This window comes from Shewanella sp. KJ2020, from assembly GCF_024197625.1.
Classification (GTDB): Bacteria; Pseudomonadota; Gammaproteobacteria; order Enterobacterales; family Shewanellaceae; genus Shewanella.
In genome coordinates, this window is sequence record NZ_JAKUKD010000032.1 from 213,677 (window position 1) to 231,403 (window position 17,727).

Sequence of the window (17,727 nt, forward strand, 5' to 3'; positions counted from 1 at the left end):
ATGAGCCTGATTACTATAATTGATTTTCCAGTACTAGGTGATGGACGCGGCGCTCTAGTCGCACTGGAAGCACACTGCCAGATCCCATTTGATATTAAGCGGGTTTATTATATTTATGGCACTGCACAAGATGTCGCTAGAGGTTTTCATGCTCATAAAGCACTAAAGCAAATAGCCATTTGTCTTAAAGGATCTTGCCGCTTTGTGATGGATGATGGGAAAGATAAGCAGGAGGTGATTTTGTCAACCCCAGATAAAGGTTTATTAATCGATGCGATGCAATGGCATGAAATGTATGATTTTTCAGAAGATTGTGTTCTAATGGTATTAGCTGATGATTATTATAATGAAAATGATTATATTAGGGACTATAATATCTTTATTGAGCTGAGTAAAACGCATGAAAGATTTTAGTGAAATGTATTTTATTGATGCGGATTTCTTTATGGTCCCAAGTTATAGAGTCAGCCCATTTAGAACAGAATATCTTAGTAAAAATCAAGCTATATCTTCATGTAACGGCGATTTAGCTAGTGTATTAAAAACAAAATATAATAACGTTAGCGAAATATCAATTACTTCAGGTGGTAGGGAAGCTATAGATTTAGCTTTAAGGGATTTATCCTTAGACAAAAATTCAATCGTTACAATTTTAACACCATCAAATAATAAGTATGTAAGTAGTTGCGTGACAACAATAATAGAGAAATACTGTAAATGGAATAGAGAGGTAACTGATGCAACTTCTGTCTTATTCGTTATACATGAATTCGGCAAAATTTATTCAGATATGGATATGCTATCAAAACTAAATCTCCCCATTATAGAAGATTATGCTCATGCTTTTTTATCTACTCCAAAACATTCTATTCAATCTGATTATTTGATAATAAGTTTTCCTAAGTCATTTCCCATTCAGTACGGGGGAGCCTTGCTTACAAAAAAAAGAATTAGAAATGATTTATCTACATCCCTAAATAATAAACAGATTAATTATATACAAAATGTTATTTCTTTTTATTTAGAAAACATTTCATCATTAGTTGAAAAACAAAAGTTAAATTATTTGCAATTAGAAAGTATGTTCAATAAAAAATCAATTAGCGCTAGGTTTGATTATGAAAAAAACGAAGTACCAAGCGTTTTTATGTTTAATTTACCTATGATTTATAAAGAAAATTTAAAAGAAAAATTGCAGAAAAATGGAGTTGAGTGCAGTTTTTTTTATGGAGAAAATGCTTTTTTTATTCCAGTAAATTATAATATGAGTGAATTAGATTTAATTTATTTATATAATTTGGTTTTTAAATTCATGAGTGACGAGATATGATATGTAGTAATATATTGCTTGGCAATAACGTTTACATTGATCCATCTTCCTCCATTAATAATGTAAGATTTGGAAACAGATGTAAAGTTGCTAAAAATTGCTCAATTTATGGTTCGAGTCAATACGTGTTATCAATTGGCGATGATTGCTATATAGGTATGAATTCGATAATAAATGGATTTAGCCAACAAATCACTATAGGTAATAATGTTAGTATAGCTCAGAATGTTAATTTAATGGCTGATTCAGGACCAAATATGAGCACTGTTCTACAGAAATTATTTCCAATTGAGAAGTTTCCAATAATAATAGGTAATGATTGTTGGATCGGAGCTGGTGCAGTGCTGCTTCCTGGGACGATTTTATCAGACAGGTGTATAGTAGGTGCAAATAGTGTGGTCAGAGGAGAGTTCGTTAAAGGAAGCATTATTGTAGGTGCGATGGCGAAAGCTATAAGGATTGAAAATTATGATATTTGATAATTCACAGGTAGCGCGTTCTGCAATCAATGAAACTCAAAATTCACCTAATGATTTAGTTTTTTCTTCTTCAAGATTTAATTATTTTAATAAAGATAAGTGTGAGTTTATATATACTCATTATGATAATAAGATGTCGATGATTTTCGGAGTTAAAAATTCCTGTTTGTTAGCCCCGTTTAGTGCGCCATTTTCATTTATTAGATATAGTTCAAAATATATTAAATATTCACATGTACATGATTTTTTTAAATCGTTGAAAGAAAATTTTTTCGCGTCTAATTTAGATAGTTTGAAAATATCTTTGCCACCATATTTTTATGATGAATCTTTGATTTCTAAAATATCCCATAGCTTCAACGATTTAGGATTTCAGTTAAGTTATAGAGATGTAAATTCCCATATTAATCTTGATGATATTAAGTTAGATTTAATGCCGTCAGTAACTAAAAAGGCAATTAGAACCGCTGCTAAGTATAATAATGAGATGGTTCTTTGTAACAGTGAAGAGGAAAAATTAAGGGCTTATAAAATAATAAAAGAAAACAGAGACATGAACGGTTATCCATTACGAATGTCCTGGGAGGAAATCTTCCTTACAACTTCGAACGTAGCAAAAGCTTTTTACTTCTATACCACTATTGATGGTCATGATGCCGCTGCCGCTATAGTGTTTGAAGTTAATCGAGAAGTTGTTCAAGTTATTTATTGGGGGGCAAACGAGATAGGGGAGAAATCAAATTCTATGTATTTTTTACCTTTTGAACTAGTGAAATTTTTCAAAGATAAAGGTTATAAACACATGGATATAGGCCCGAGCAGTGAAAATGGTAAATTGTCCATTGGTTTGAATGACTATAAGCAAATGATTGGTTGCTCTAATTCATTAAAGGAAACATGGGTATTAAATAAATGATTAAATTTCTTGATTTGAAAATGGTTAATAATAATTATAAACGTGAATTATCTGATGCATGTAACCGTGTTATTGACTCTGGTTGGTATATTTTAGGTCAGGAATTAGAAACTTTCGAACAGGAATTTGCTGATTTCTGCAATGTTAAATATGCAGTGGGTGTTGCAAATGGTTTAGATGCACTGGCTTTAGTTATTCGAGCTTGGAAGGAGATGGGAAAATTAAAACCTGGTGATGAGATAATTGTTCCAGCAAATACTTACATAGCATCGATTCTAGCTATATCGGAAAATGATTTAGTCCCAGTATTGGTAGAGCCTGATCCTAAAACTTACAATTTATGTCCAAAAAATACTGAAAAAGCTATAACAATTAAAACTAAAGCAATTTTGTCAGTCCATCTATATGGATTGCTTTCTCCTATGCCTGAATTAATGGCAATTGCTAAAGAAAATAATTTACTCGTTTTAGAGGATTGTGCTCAAGCACATGGTGCTGAAATTAATGGTAAACGAGCAGGTAATTGGGGAGATGCTGGAGCATTTAGTTTTTATCCAGGAAAGAATTTGGGAGCTTTAGGTGATGCTGGAGCTATTACTACTAATGACAAGGAACTTGCTTCAGTACTAAAAGCTTTGCGTAACTATGGGTCTCATAAAAAATATGAAAATTTATATAAAGGAGTTAATTCAAGGTTAGATGAAATTCAAGCAGCGATGTTAAGAGTAAAATTGCGGTACTTAGAAGATGAAACCAATAATAGACGAAATATTGCAAAAAGATATATCGGTGAGATTATCAATCCTTTAGTTTCCTTACCTACTTGGGGCGGAGATTCTGATCACGTTTTTCATCTATTTGTTATTGAAACTGAACACAGAGACAATCTACATGAGTTTTTATTAAGCAAGGGAATCGAAACAATGATTCATTATCCCAAAGCACCTCATAAGCAACAAGCATATACCGAGTATAAAGATTTTGTTCTCCCTATTACAGAAGGTATTCACAAGCGAGTTTTAAGTTTGCCTATTGGACCATTTATGGAAGAAACAGAAGTAAATCAAATTATTAATGCAGTTAATTTATATGAGTAAGATAAGAAGTATAGCATTTTACTACCCAAGCTATACACTAGGTGGTGCTGAATTACTTTTTTGTCGAATGTCGTTGGCTTTAAGTAAGCTATACTCCGTTTATCTCATTGATTATAAAGATGGATTATTATCTAACTTTGCAATGAATAACGGAATTAATTTTATTCAATATAAAGAAGATGATATATTAAATGTTGACTTATTAGTTTTACCTCCTAATTTAATGATGGATCTGTATGATAACTACTTTTTTTCTGATAATTTAAAAGTTTTATTTTGGTCTATTCATCCTCTTAATATTGAATCTGTTTTTCCTTTACATTCACTTGTTGTAAATAAAAGTTATAAGTCAAGAAGGCTTTTTTATAAATGTTTATTGCCTTATTCATATGATAAATTTAGAAAAGTTGTAAAGATTATAGATGAGTGTGGGGCATATATACATATGGACTACACAAATTATTCATCAGCTGTAAATTTATTTAATTTGGAGCTTTGTAAGAAATACTTACCAATACCTGTAATTGGCTTAGATAATTCAATTCATAAAGTCAGAGTTAATACAAAGCGGCGATTTTGTTTTGCATGGTTAGGTAGAGTTGCTGATCTAAAAGTTAATAGCATACTCCATATATATAATGACTTAGTTAATTTGTCTAAAGCTTTGAACATTGATTTACATTATGTAATAGTTGGAAACGGTCCTCAGTTAAAAGATGTTATATCAAAATGTACTTCAACAGATCGTTTGTTAGTAGAATTTATAGGTGAAGTCGCTGCAGCTGATCTAGATAATTTTTTAACAGAGAATGTAGATGTACTGATTGCAATGGGGACTTCAGTTTTAGAAGGTGGTAAGCTCAGTATTCCAACTTTAATTGTTGATGTTTTTTTCGATATTGTTCCTTCTAATTATAGATATACATGGCTCTATCAAACCATTGATTACTCATTGGGTACTTACGTTTACGAAAATTTTATAAGCAGAGATGGAGTAACCTTGAGGGAGGTATTTGAAGAAGCTGATTTGACTTTAGAGGGTATTAAGTGCAAAGAATATACACTTAATAGTCATGATATAGATTTGATTTCTAAAAGGTTAATAGATTACAGTGAATTAAGTAATTTATATGGTATACACTTAAGGAATTTAATTGATAGAAACTTCACTATTTTATTTTTGATGGTGAGAAAAGTTAAACTACTATTAAAAAAAATGTATGAAAAAAAACATTAAAATATATTCTGTTGTGAACGAGTTTAGTATATTTTTGTTTAGCTTATTAGTTTTTTTGTTTATTTTCCCTTTCACAATTGTTAGCATGTCTACTCAATTTTTGGTGCTATCTGTATCACTTTTAAGTATTTTTAGAAAAGTTGAAAAATGGATTGTTATTTATTTTGTTTCTTTTTTAATTTATATTTTTTCTGTCTTTATATATTTTGGTGAGGTAAGCTATTTACTTGTATTGTTCTTAAAGGTTTTAACTTCATATTTTTTTGCAAAATTGCTAATTTTTTACATTCCAGATATAAGATTGGTATTAAGGATAATTATTTATGCATGTCTTATTCATGCTTTTATTATTCTTTTTCAAGTGTTACTTCCGGAATTCAAAAGTTTATGGTTTTCTTTTGTTGTTGACCAATCTAAAGAATTATTTACAATAGAAGAAAGATTGTTCTCGCCATTCCGCAATTTTGGCGTTTCAGGTTTTTTATTTGCTGATCAGTCGGTGATCTTTTCATTCGCTTTTTGTTTACTCATTCTCTCTAGAGAAAAATTTAACGGAATATGCTATTTTTCCTTTCTGACTTTACTTATTGCTTGTGCTATGATGTCTGGGAGAAGTGGATTATTTCTAATTTTTTCTTTTCTGATATTTATATTTTTTCTGTCAAATTTTTTTAGTAAAATAAAAATACTTATATCCACTTCGCTACTAGTGTTTACAGCATCAGCGATTCTTTTGACGTTGAACCCTGAAATGTTTGATTGGGCATTCGAGCCCTTTATTAATTTATTTCATGGTAAAGATTTATCTGAGTCTAGTTCTGATACATTTAGTAGGCATTTTTATTGGTTAAACACATTTAATGAAAATATTTTGGGGAAGGGAGTTTTTACATTAAATAGGCAAGAGTATCTTGATATTGGATATCATCCTAGTGACTCTATATATATGAGATTTCTAGTCTCCGGAGGATTGGTTCAACTCGCTTTTTTTATTTTAATTTATTTTTATTTCACGTTTAAGTCAATCGTAAATTTGCAATTCTTAGAGTCTAAATATCTATATTTTTTAATTTTGTTTTATGTTTTTGTATTGTTTTTTTCACTTAAATCGTTTTTTATTTTTTCTAATTTTGTATGGTTTGTTATTTTTGTTGGCTGTTTTGTAAAAAAGGAGTCTTTAACTCGTGAATGATGTTTATGTATTTAGAGCAGTCCCTTACCAGCAAGATTCAAGAACGGTAAGATATAAAAATTTATTAAAAGGTAATGTTATTTTTAATTGTTGGGAGGACTATTATTCTAATAGTTCTGGATTAGAAATTATCAAGCTTGGAAAAAAAAGATTTTCTAAATTTCTCGTATATCCTTTATATTTGATTTATTTGCTAATGTATTCACTATTTAAAGTGAAAAAAGGAAGTATTTCAATTTGCATGGATCTTGATACGTTTATTCCTGTTTATTTGGGTTCTAAACTTGTTGGGAATAAGGTTGTTTTAGACATTGTTGACCCGATATCTCAAACACGTTTCTCAAAGTTTAAATTCAATAAGATTTTTGATTTTATTGAAATTTTTATTATTAAATATAGAGGAGATGTTATACTTCCTCTTGAAAATCGAGTTCAATTTTATTTAGATAGACTTAATCTTAAGTGGAACATACCTAGTGATAATTATATAGTTTTGGAAAATGTACCTGAAATTTCTATTAATTCTACAGGTGTCTTCGTCGGTAGTAAGATTGAAAATAGAAGTGAAGATGTAAAGAGAATAGGTTATTTTGGTACTCTTGACTCATCTAGAGGATTGCTGGAGTTGATTGAGTTTGTAAAAAAATTTCCATCTTATGAATTATATTTGTCTGGAAGGGGGAGTTTTGTAGATGTGATTGTAAGTGAGTCGGAAAATTTCAAGAATATTAAATTTTTAGGTCCATACCATCCAAATGATATAAGTGAGTTGTATAATAAAGTAGATTTTGTTTGGGCATTTTATTGTCATCCCAAAACCACCGCCTCTGGCGGTGGTGATTGTTCCTTGAGGCTATAGCCTGAATTACGCCCATGCTAAAAGAGACTTCTTATTCACCACAAGTAAGAGGAAACGAAAAGCATGGGCGATTATAGAAGTTCATCACATGTTTATTGGCGTTGCAAATATCATATTGTTTGGACTCCGAAGTACCGTTTTAAAATTTTAAAAGGAAACCTTGGTAAGGAGTTATACAGGTCAATTTATATCCTTTGCAATATGAAGGGTTGTGAGGTTTTAGAATTAAACGTTCAGATAGACCACGTTCACTTGGTTGTCATAATCCCGCCGAAGCTGTCAGTATCAACGCTGATGGGAGTATTGAAAGGAAGAAGTGCGATAAGGCTATTCAATAAATTCCCTCATGTACGTAAAAAGCTATGGGGCAATAGCTTTTGGGCCAGAGGTTATTTTGTAGATACAGTAGGGGTTAATGAAGAAATCATTAGACGATATGTGCGCCATCAAGATAAACAAGATCAGGCACATGAGGCTCAATTGTCGTTGCAGATGATGTAGGTTCTTGGAATAGCCCCTTCCAGGGGCATGTCAAAGCCGCCTTCTAAGAAGGCGGATTCTTTACTATTTTAATGGATAAGTATTTGGCGGGTGTATGTTCAGAAATTTACGATTAGGATTAAAAATTGGTTTAAGCTTTTTTTCGTGTTAGCTATCCTTTCAATTGTTCTCGTTATAGGTGTTTTTGCACTTAAAAAAGCTAATGACGGAATCACGACATACGAAGCCCTAGCCAATGAAACTAATCTCTCTGGGCGTTTGCAGGCAAATATGTTAATGGTTAGAATTAATGTGTTGGGTTATCTAAATACTCAAAGTGATAATAATCTTACTCAATATAAAGACTACTTTGATAAAATTAATGCCTTATTAGTTCAGAGCAAAAAGGAAATTCAACAACCAGAACGTGCACAAATTATTGACAGTCTCGATTCAGCTATCACCGAATATAACAATACTTTTTCTATCGTGGTGTCTTTAACGCAGCAACAAAACAGTGTCCTCAATGAACAGCTTATCCCTCAGGGAGATATAATGGGTAAAGCTATCGCTTCAATTATTAAATCGGCTTACATTGAAGATGATAATCAAGCTATCTATCACGCTTCCCATGTCCAAGAGCGATTATTGTTTGGACGCTTATTTGTGTCAAAGTTCCTTAATTCTCATAGTCAGCAAGATTATGCAGTAGCTATCAATGCGATAGACACCAAATTGAGAAATGAGGCAGCAGAGCTCAAGCAATACTTGTCAAATCCAGTTCATCAGTCATTATTATCAGAATTCTTGACGGCACATCAGAATTATATGAATAGCTTCAATGATATTCATCAACTTATTAAAAGAAAAAATCAGTTATTTGATAATACATTGAGTATCATTGGTCCACAGGTAGCGCAAAGTGTAGAAGATTTAAAACTGTCTGTTATGGCAGAACAAGATTTATTAGGCTCAGACGTTAAAGTGAATACAAAAAACAGTATCAATCTCACTCTTCTTCTATCTTTTATTGCCATCATAATGGGAGCCATTGCAGCCTATTTGTTGACTACCTCCATTACTCGTCCAATCCGCCTAGCAGTAGAAGCCGCTAACCAATTGGCCAAGGGAGACTTGACCATTGAATTCAGTCATTCTAGTCAAGATGAAACGGGGCAGTTGATTGCATCTATTCAAGGTACCGCAACTAACCTGAGAAATATTATTGCTACGATATCAGGTGCCAGCATTGAGCTTGCTTCTGCTTCACAAGAGTTGGCTGTGGTCACTGAGCAATCAAGTCAGGGGGTAGCGAACCAGCGTATTGAAACGGATTTGGTCGCAACGGCGATGAATGAAATGGCAACGACCGTTAATGATGTTGCCAGTAATGCAGCTAATGCAGCCATGGCTGCTAATACAGCTGACAAAGATGCACAGTTGGGTAGTCAGGTGGTTCAAAGAACGATTTTAGCAATTAATTCGCTTGCTGATAGTGTAAATGAATCTTCGGAGAAGCTCGAAGAGGTTGAATTGGCGACTATCAATATCGTCAAAATTTTGGATGTAATCCGAGGCATTGCCGACCAAACTAATTTACTGGCACTTAATGCTGCGATTGAAGCCGCTCGAGCAGGCGAACAGGGGCGTGGCTTTGCTGTTGTCGCCGATGAAGTTCGCTCGCTGGCTCTGCGAACGCAGGGGTCTACTCAAGAAATTCAACATATGATTGAGCAGCTTCAAGCAGGAACACAAAGCACGGTAATAGTGATGGCGCATGGGAGAAATCAAGCTGCAGAGTGCGTAGAACAAGCAAATGACACAGGGCGAACATTACAGGCAATTACTCAAGCTATTAGTGTCATCAATGACATGAATATTCAGATAGCAAGTGCATCCGAGCAACAAAGCTCTGTTGCAGAGAGCATTAATGAGAATGTAATTAATGTAAAAAATATAGCTGAAGAAAATGCGATTGCTGCAAACCAAACAAGAGCATCAACGAGTGAAATAGCACATTTATCAGAACAGCTAAAAGAACTAGTTGATCAATTTAAGGTTTAACTTTTTATGACTAATATTCGGCATATCTCTAGGGTATGCTTTTCTATTGTTAATTGTTAATTGTTGATTGTTAATTGTTAATTGTTAATTGTTAATTGTTATGCGTGGGGGCGTCTAACAATGATTGAGTGAGAGGATGCAGAAATTTTTGAACTTATTGCACCAATATCATACTGGATATTAACTATCTTATGGTTAGTTATTGTCGGTATTTATCTGTTAAAACTGAAACAATTAAAGAAAATTAAAGGCGCAATTGATAGAAGCATTGCCATTCTCTTTATTGTTCTAAGTATTGATGCTGCTAGAACCATTATAGACAGTGTTTATTATGGTTTATATTTAAACTCTCTATATGGGTTGACACCTAAAACGATAAACGACTTATTGTCATCCCCATCTTGGTTAATTATCTTCAAATTAATTAATATTATAGCAGGTTTACTGGTTATCTGGCTTCTTATAAAGCATTGGTTACCTAGAGAGCTTTATGAACGCGAAGAAACACAGCGCGCTTTGGATGGAGCTAAAATAGCAGCTGTTAATACCCAAATGTTGTTCACCTCAATCTATAATTGCTCCACGGATGGATTCATTTTTGTTAACCAACATAGAATTATCCTCTCAGTAAATCAATCTTTTACTGATATTCTTGGGTACTTTGAAGATGAACTAGTAGGAAAGAAAGCATCGATAATTTATGAGAGTGATGCGGAATACGAACGACATGGTCGGATGTATTTTAATCTTAGCGCTGGTGAGAAAGTCAAACCGTATGAAGTAAACTATCTGCACAAGAATGGCAATATCGTTATCGGTGAAACCGTTAGAATAGTGATAAAAGATGCTGATGACCAAATTCAGGGTTACATGGGTTTTATTCGCGATGTAACTGAACGCCACACAACTGCGATGAAATTACAGGTTAGTGAAGCAATGTTGTCTCACCATGTACAAAATACACCGCTCGGATATATTTCATGGGATCAAAATGTAAATTTTATTGTCATCCCAAAACCACCGCCTCTGGCGGTGGTGATTGTTCCTTGAGGCTATAGCCTGAATTACGCCCATGCTAAAAGAGACTTCTTATTCACCACAAGTAAGAGGAAACGAAAAGCATGGGCGATTATAGAAGTTCATCACATGTTTATTGGCGTTGCAAATATCATATTGTTTGGACTCCGAAGTACCGTTTTAAAATTTTAAAAGGAAACCTTGGTAAGGAGTTATACAGGTCAATTTATATCCTTTGCAATATGAAGGGTTGTGAGGTTTTAGAATTAAACGTTCAGATAGACCACGTTCACTTGGTTGTCATAATCCCGCCGAAGCTGTCAGTATCAACGCTGATGGGAGTATTGAAAGGAAGAAGTGCGATAAGGCTGTTTAATAAATTCCCTCATGTACGTAAAAAGCTATGGGGCAATAGCTTTTGGGCCAGAGGTTATTTTGTAGATACAGTAGGGATTAATGAAGAAATCATTAGACGATATGTGCGCCATCAAGATAAACAAGATCAGGCACATGAGGCTCAATTGTCGTTGCAGATGATGTAGGTTCTTGGAATAGCCCCTTCCAGGGGCAAGTCAAAGCCGCCTTCTAAGAAGGCGGATTCTTTACTGAAATGAATAGATCCGCAGAAGCGATATTCGGGTACTCTGCCGATGAAGTTCGAGGACATGATTTACTAGAGTTATTAGTACCAGAAGAAAGTAGACATGAGATTAAAAATGTCTGTAAAGCTATGTTTAAAAGCAATAAAAAATCAATCAGCATTAATCTCAATGAGAATATAACAAAAGATGGTAGAACCATTATCTGTGAATGGCATAATACGCCAATCGTTAATAATAACGGTGGCATTATTGGTGTGACGTCATTGATCCTAGATGTTACCGAAAAAATACGTACCCAAATGGCTTTAGAGGAGACTGAAAAGAAATTTCGTGAGCAAAGTCAGCGCTATGCAGAAGTAATCTGGGCGGCTAATATCGGTACATGGGAATGGAATGTACAAACCGGTGATATTATATTCAATCAGCGAGTCGCAGAGATCTTAGGTTACAGTGAACAACAGCTTAGATCTATTGACATTGATATCGGCTTTGTTTCCTAAATCGATTCAGCGAACAAAGCCCCTCATAATCGTCTAAATATCAAACTACACGGTAAGTTTCAGGCATGCCTAGCCCTGTAAGCTTGTTCAAAGCCTTTATCATCGCGTAAGTTTCTCCCACCTGACCGTTATAATTTCGCAGGCTCAATCTACCACCAAGTAATTGCTTTACCCTGTACATGGCAGTTTCTGAGATTGACCGCCGATGATAACCATACCGTTTTTTCCACTGCTTATTTGAACCATAAAGCTGTTGCCAACTGACCGCTAAGTTACGCGGATGTCCGTGTTCCCAGAGTGCAGCACCGTCCCTCGGTGGAATGAGTACTAAAGCGCGTTTTCTACGAACCGCATCGTGACAGGCTCTTGTGTCGTAAGCACCATCACCTGAAATATTTCGGATTTTTCGATGGGTTTGCTTGAGCAAATTCGGCATAACTTCAGCATCAGTGACGCCGGATAAACTCAGTTCTGCTGCAATAATTTCATGGCTATGGGTATCGACGGCGATATGCAGCTTACGCCACACGCGGCGCTTGCCATCTGTGCCATGTTTCTTCACTTTCCACTCACCTTCGCCATAAACCTTCAAGCCTGTCGAATCGATAGCCAAGTGCTCAATGGTGCCACGCGTCTTGGTTTTAAAAGCAATCTTGACGGCTTTCGCTCGTTTGCTGATACAAGTGTAATGTGGGCACGAAAGCGGAATATCAGCCAGTTTAAACACCGAGTTGATAAAGCCTTGTAACGCTCGCAGTGGCATAGAGAAAACACGTTTAACCATTAGTGCGGTGGTAATGGCTAAGTCGCTAAATACGTGTGGGCGACCTTTCCTTGGTTGCTCAGCCTTAGCTTTCCACTGGGCGATAGCGTCCTCATCAATCCAGAAGGTAAGTGAGCCACGATTAATTAAGGCTTGATTGTATTGCTTCCAGTTAGTTGTTTTATAGCGAGGTTTTGACACGATTGATGGGTGAGTTGATAGGCTATGCCGATCAGATCACCAGCTATGGTTTTAGTTCAACTGATTTAGGAAACAAAGCCATTGATATCTGGCAGACATTAATGCATCCAGACGACGTCAATTATATTAAACATCTGGTTAATAAATGTCTCAAGAGTCAGATCGATAATTTGGAGTCCGAATTTCGGGTTAAGCACAAGAACGGCTCTTGGATCTGGATACTCGATCGTGGCAGGGTGGTTGAATGGACAGCTGATGAAAAGCCTATGCGCATGTCAGGTACGTATCAAGATATTACTAAAGCAAAGCAAGCAGATGATGTACGTAAGCTTGCAGCCAGTGTATTCACTTATGCCAGAGAGGGGATCACTATCACCGATACAGCGGGTATGATTATAGAGGTTAATGCAGCATTTACGTCCATTACTGGCTATACCCGTGATGAAGTGATAGGGAAAAACCCACGGCTCCTTAAATCAGGAAATCACTTGCCTGAGTTTTATGCTGATATGTGGACCGCTCTACAACAAAAAGGCCATTGGAGCGGGGAGATTTGGAATAAACGTAAGAATGGTGAAGTATTTCCTGAGATCCTTACCATAAGCACCGTGCTCGATGATAATGGCGTAGTGCAAAACTACGTTGCCCTATTTAACGATATCACAGCGATTAAAACACATCAGAAACAACTAGAGCGGATTGCTCACTATGATATGTTAACGAACTTACCTAATCGAACATTATTAGCTGACCGCTTATCGCAATCAATGATTCGAGGCCAACGCCAACACTCATTAGTCGCAGTTGCCTTTTTGGATTTGGATAGATTCAAAAAAGTTAATGATTGCTACGGGCATATTATTGGTGATGAGTTATTAATAGAGGTTTCAACCCGTCTAAAAGAAGCACTGCGTGATAAAGGTACGGTGGCGCGTATCGGCGGCGATGAGTTTGTGGCTGTGATCGAAAATATAGCTACGGTATCGGATTGTGAACCTATTTTAGAGCGGATGCTGTTGGCGGCATCGGCGCCGATTGATATTAATGGGATCAGATTAGATATTTCGGCCAGTATTGGTGTGGCCATTTATCCTGAAGACGGTGTAGATGCAGACCAACTTATGCGTAATGCAGATCAAGCCATGTATGTCGCTAAACAACAGGGTAAGAATCGTTACCATTTATTTGATTCAGCACATAATACTGCGATGGTTATCCAACATAAAAAGTTGGATAGCATTCGCAATGCATTGAAAAATTCGGAGTTTTTACTTTATTACCAACCTAAGGTAAATATGAGAACGGGAGCAGTGATAGGTGTTGAAGCATTGATCCGTTGGCAATCTCCCGAGCTTGGTTTAGTTAGCCCGAATGAGTTTTTACCCATTATTGAGAATAATGTTCTCGTTATAGAGGTCGGCGAATGGGTCATTAGCACTGCATTGAGCCAAATTGAAGCATGGAAAACTCTCGGGCTAGATATTCCTATTAGTGTTAATATTAGTGCACTTCAATTACAGAGTGAGGATTTTGTCACTCGCTTAGCAGGATTATTAGCCGCCTATCCAGAGATTAATCCTAGTGCTTTAGAATTAGAAGTGCTCGAAACCAGTGCTATAGGTGATTTGTTACAAGTATCAAAAACCATGCACGAGTGTATTGCGCTTGGCGTTAATTTTGCGTTAGATGACTTTGGAACTGGTTATTCTTCACTCAGTTACCTTAGGCGTTTACCTGCAAGTTTTATAAAAATAGATCAGACCTTTGTATATGACATGTTGGTTGATCCTGATGACTTGGCAATTGTCGAAAGTGTTGTGATATTGGCTAAGTCATTTGATCGTAAAGTCATTGCTGAGGGGGTAGAGACGATTGCACATGGTGTTGCTCTATTGCAATTAGGCTGTGAATTTGCGCAAGGATACGCGATTGCTAGGCCAATGATGGGCAAGGGCATTCCAGATTGGGTTGCAAATTGGCAGCCAGATAATACATGGCGAGAGTGACTAACAACCTAACAAATAATAAGTGGAGCTGATGGTTCACTCGTTAAGGTAGGGATCCCTCTGGTGAACTGCAGCTAGTCTAGTGGATTACTGGGTAACAAGTGCTTTAGGCTTATATGTACTAGCTCAGATCTAGTCTGAACTAATACAATTTAGCGTCGGGATCATTGGACTTCTTCAGTAAGGTCTCTGCGTTTTTCAAGCTAGTTGTCATCATTGACCGATTTAAGCAGCCTGTTTTTCTACTTTTTTTTAGATTGGTTTGAATTGAAGGTCATAACAGCTCAATATAAGGCGTATGATTAATGCGTCTTATCTGTCGTCTGCAACTAGGCTGAAAACTATGCTAAATATTGATGATCCTACACAAACCGAACGAACTCATGCGTTATGGCGACTAGGCTTTAGACCTTTTTTTCTTGGGGGAGCAATATTAGCTGCGTTATATATCCCTTTGTGGTTACTAACTTGGTTTACTCCTCAATATAGTTTTTTTCCTTCATCTTTTTGGAGTAAAGTATTGCCCCTATGGTGGCATCCACATGAAATGTTGTTCGGTTTTGCAATCGCAATTGTCTGTGGTTTTTTACTTACTGCTGTTCAAAATTGGACAAATCAACCCACATTAAAGGGATGGCCACTTGCGTTGACCTTTAGTTGCTGGTTGCTGGCACGATTATTACTGTTACTCCCTATTCAAGTTCCACTAATTTTGCCGGCATTATTTGATTCATTGTTCCTTGGTATGGCAAGCCTTACCCTATGTCGCTGCATTTATAAGGTGAAGCAATGGCGCAATATTGGTTTTCCGATTATGTTGTTTGCCGCACTCGTGATTAACAATGTCAGCTATTACGCTTTATTTGAACGCGACTTCATCCTTGCCAATCAAATTTGGCAGGCCATGTTATGGTGGTTAGCCTTACTTATCACCATAGTCGGTGGGCGTGTCATTCCATTCTTTACCGCGATGCGCATTAAGGCCACTAAAGCAGATCCCTTAACTTGGGTTGAATACCCGCTGATCCTGACGATGATCTTGCTCGTCATTCAATCACTCATCCACCTTATACCTCAGGAAGTCGAGCGAGGCTTACTACTCATTACAGGGCTCTTGCATCTAGTCCGATTTGTACGCTGGTTACCCCATAAAACACTGACGGAACCTATGCTGTGGTCCTTGCATCTTGCCTATTTAATGTTGCCACTTAGCCTGTTAGCCATGAGTTGGTATCTCGATAATGAATATGCCTATCGCAGCCTGCTTCACCTATTTGCTATTGGTTGTATGGCTACCCTGTGTCTTTCGATGATCTCCAGAGTGTCACTCGGGCACACAAGTCGAAATATTTATGAAGGCCCGAAAATGATCTTAGCATTTATCTGCCTACCATTAGCGGCACTGCTCAGGGCATTGATGCCCATCTGGTTTCCGGCCCACTCCCAAGTATGGTTATGGTTGGCTGGCACTTGCTGGTTTATCGCATTTGCACTGTTTGTATGGCACTATTTGCCAATACTCTCTCGCCCTCGTATTGATGGGCGCCCAGGTTAATATTGATGTTAGGACAAAAGGTTACAAAGTGAAAACTTATTTTAAAACAGTTACATTGCTAAAATTGATTTGCTTGTTCGTCATCACTACATGTACATCTGTAGCGGCTTCCGATACTAGCCATCAACAAAAATATCCTAACCAATATCAATCTTGGCAAGCCACCTCTGAACAAGTTGAACGCGAGGATATGCTCGCCAATTATCCCGCCAGCATCATACTCTGGGCAGGATCTTCCTATGCCAAAGAGTACCATAGCCCACGTGGACACCATTTTGCCGTTGCCGATGTGACGCATACTTTACGTACGGGTACGCCACCTAAAGCAGGAGAGAATGGGTTATCCGCCAGTTGTTGGACCTGCAAGACACCGGATGCCCCTAGATTGATTGAACAACTGGGATTTGAAGGATACTCCGCTAAAAACTTTACCGATCTGGGCAAAGAGATCCAAAGCGTAGTGTATTGCAGTGACTGCCATGAATCTGGCACTCATAAATTAGCCTTACCTCGCCCTCATGCGCAAGATGCGATGGCTAAAATTCATCTGCCATTCGATAAACAAGATATTAATATGCAAGGTGCGCAGGTTTGTGGTCAATGTCATGTCACTTACTATTTCCGTCCGGAAAAAAGTAATGTTGTCAACATTCCCTGGATATTTGGCAATACCGCTGATGATATTGAAAAATACTATGACACTCGCCGCTTCTTCGAATGGATCCATCCTCTTTCGAAAACGCCCATACTCAAAGCACGTCATCCTGAGTTTGAACACTGGAGTCGCAGTAAACATGCCGAAGTCGGTGTCACTTGCATTACCTGCCATATGCCTACCCAGCAGGATGCAAAAGGTGTTGAATTTACGAGCCATAAAGTTGATAAGGCCTTACCGCACTTTGATAGTAGCTGCAGCGGCTGCCATAGCAGCAAAACCAAAATCGAAACTAAACTCGCGGCGAATAAGTTAACTATTGAAACAAAAGCCCGCGAAGTGGAAGCTTTACTCGTCAAGGCTCATTACGAAGCCAAAGCAGCATGGGATGCCGGTGCTAAATGGGAGAATATGAATGAGCCCATTATGGCGATACGACACAGTCAGTGGCGCTGGGACTTTGCCATGTCTTCACATGGTTTGTATGCACATAATCCACAAGAAGGTAAGCAGCTTTTAGATAAAGCCATTGAACAAGCGAACGAAGCACGTCATCTGCTCGCTGGAATATTGAAGCAACTTAACGTTACTCAAGTTAGCTATCCAGATATCAGTACTAAGGAAAAGGCCCATCAAGCAATAGGGTTAGTTGAGACTGATTTAATTAAAGAAAAACAAAAGTTTATTCAGAATGATGTTAAGAAACACTGGCAACCAGTTAGTCAATATGGTTATTAGTGAGATTTAGTATTGCTAGTAGGGCGTTCGGAATTC

16 protein-coding genes and 1 pseudogene are annotated in these 17,727 nt (G+C 36.8%); 16 read left to right on the forward strand and 1 reads right to left on the reverse strand.

All coding sequences use genetic code 11. The features are described from left to right. The 13 genes and pseudogenes from MJO46_RS18890 to MJO46_RS18950 form a co-directional block, all read left to right on the forward strand. Positions 1 to 414, forward strand: a complete 414-nt coding sequence (locus MJO46_RS18890) for an FdtA/QdtA family cupin domain-containing protein (protein WP_253990650.1) — start codon at positions 1 to 3, stop codon at positions 412 to 414. Further along, complete coding sequence (locus tag MJO46_RS18895; protein WP_253990651.1) at positions 401 to 1,330, forward strand: hypothetical protein; 930 nt, start codon at positions 401 to 403, stop codon at positions 1,328 to 1,330. The genes MJO46_RS18890 and MJO46_RS18895 overlap by 14 nt, the downstream gene beginning before the upstream one ends. After that, positions 1,327 to 1,809 (forward strand): DapH/DapD/GlmU-related protein, encoded by a 483-nt coding sequence (locus MJO46_RS18900; protein ID WP_253990652.1) that lies wholly within the window; start codon positions 1,327 to 1,329, stop codon positions 1,807 to 1,809. Before MJO46_RS18895 ends, MJO46_RS18900 begins: the two co-directional genes overlap by 4 nt. Continuing rightward, the gene (locus tag MJO46_RS18905) at positions 1,799 to 2,725 is read left to right on the forward strand and encodes a hypothetical protein (RefSeq protein ID WP_253990653.1); all 927 of its coding nucleotides are present in this window, start codon (positions 1,799 to 1,801) and stop codon (positions 2,723 to 2,725) included. Before MJO46_RS18900 ends, MJO46_RS18905 begins: the two co-directional genes overlap by 11 nt. Beyond that, on the forward strand, positions 2,722 to 3,822 hold the full coding sequence (locus MJO46_RS18910; protein WP_253990654.1) for a DegT/DnrJ/EryC1/StrS aminotransferase family protein: 1,101 nt from the start codon (positions 2,722 to 2,724) through the stop codon (positions 3,820 to 3,822). Before MJO46_RS18905 ends, MJO46_RS18910 begins: the two co-directional genes overlap by 4 nt. Next, complete coding sequence (locus MJO46_RS18915; RefSeq protein ID WP_253990655.1) at positions 3,815 to 5,059, forward strand: hypothetical protein; 1,245 nt, start codon at positions 3,815 to 3,817, stop codon at positions 5,057 to 5,059. The genes MJO46_RS18910 and MJO46_RS18915 overlap by 8 nt, the downstream gene beginning before the upstream one ends. Beyond that, positions 5,043 to 6,251 (forward strand): O-antigen polymerase, encoded by a 1,209-nt coding sequence (locus MJO46_RS18920; protein ID WP_253990656.1) that lies wholly within the window; start codon positions 5,043 to 5,045, stop codon positions 6,249 to 6,251. Before MJO46_RS18915 ends, MJO46_RS18920 begins: the two co-directional genes overlap by 17 nt. Then, positions 6,244 to 7,110 carry a hypothetical protein gene (locus tag MJO46_RS18925; protein ID WP_253990657.1) on the forward strand — a complete coding sequence of 289 codons (867 nt, stop codon included), beginning with the start codon at positions 6,244 to 6,246 and terminating at the stop codon, positions 7,108 to 7,110. The genes MJO46_RS18920 and MJO46_RS18925 overlap by 8 nt, the downstream gene beginning before the upstream one ends. Positions 7,111 to 7,173: 63 nt before the next feature. Beyond that, positions 7,174 to 7,611: an IS200/IS605 family transposase gene (gene tnpA, locus MJO46_RS18930; RefSeq protein WP_253990658.1), complete on the forward strand. Its 438-nt coding sequence runs from the start codon at positions 7,174 to 7,176 to the stop codon at positions 7,609 to 7,611. A gap of 90 nt (positions 7,612 to 7,701) precedes the next feature. Further along, on the forward strand, positions 7,702 to 9,654 hold the full coding sequence (locus MJO46_RS20030; RefSeq protein ID WP_253990659.1) for a methyl-accepting chemotaxis protein: 1,953 nt from the start codon (positions 7,702 to 7,704) through the stop codon (positions 9,652 to 9,654). A gap of 387 nt (positions 9,655 to 10,041) precedes the next feature. Beyond that, positions 10,042 to 10,704 (forward strand): PAS domain S-box protein, encoded by a 663-nt coding sequence (locus MJO46_RS18940; RefSeq protein ID WP_253990660.1) that lies wholly within the window; start codon positions 10,042 to 10,044, stop codon positions 10,702 to 10,704. Positions 10,705 to 10,775: 71 nt separating this feature from the next. Then, positions 10,776 to 11,213: an IS200/IS605 family transposase gene (gene tnpA, locus MJO46_RS18945; RefSeq protein WP_253990382.1), complete on the forward strand. Its 438-nt coding sequence runs from the start codon at positions 10,776 to 10,778 to the stop codon at positions 11,211 to 11,213. A gap of 62 nt (positions 11,214 to 11,275) precedes the next feature. Continuing rightward, positions 11,276 to 11,773 (forward strand): annotated as a pseudogene (locus MJO46_RS18950) (PAS domain-containing protein); the annotation flags it as partial. Positions 11,774 to 11,813: 40 nt separating this feature from the next. On the opposite strand, the gene MJO46_RS18955 reads toward MJO46_RS18950, so the two are convergent. Beyond that, entirely contained in the window at positions 11,814 to 12,737 is a 924-nt protein-coding gene (locus tag MJO46_RS18955) for an IS5-like element ISSpu11 family transposase (protein WP_069455305.1), read from the reverse strand. Between the two features lie 5 nt (positions 12,738 to 12,742). Here MJO46_RS18955 and MJO46_RS18960 point away from each other — a divergent pair, with 5 nt between their 5' ends. From MJO46_RS18960 to MJO46_RS18970, 3 genes are all read left to right on the forward strand, one after another. Continuing rightward, positions 12,743 to 14,743, forward strand: a complete 2,001-nt coding sequence (locus MJO46_RS18960) for a GGDEF domain-containing phosphodiesterase (RefSeq protein WP_253990662.1) — start codon at positions 12,743 to 12,745, stop codon at positions 14,741 to 14,743. Positions 14,744 to 15,086: 343 nt separating this feature from the next. Beyond that, the gene (locus MJO46_RS18965; protein WP_253990663.1) at positions 15,087 to 16,298 is read left to right on the forward strand and encodes an NnrS family protein; all 1,212 of its coding nucleotides are present in this window, start codon (positions 15,087 to 15,089) and stop codon (positions 16,296 to 16,298) included. After that, complete coding sequence (locus MJO46_RS18970; protein WP_253990755.1) at positions 16,282 to 17,691, forward strand: ammonia-forming cytochrome c nitrite reductase subunit c552; 1,410 nt, start codon at positions 16,282 to 16,284, stop codon at positions 17,689 to 17,691. Before MJO46_RS18965 ends, MJO46_RS18970 begins: the two co-directional genes overlap by 17 nt. Positions 17,692 to 17,727: the final 36 nt, after the last annotated feature.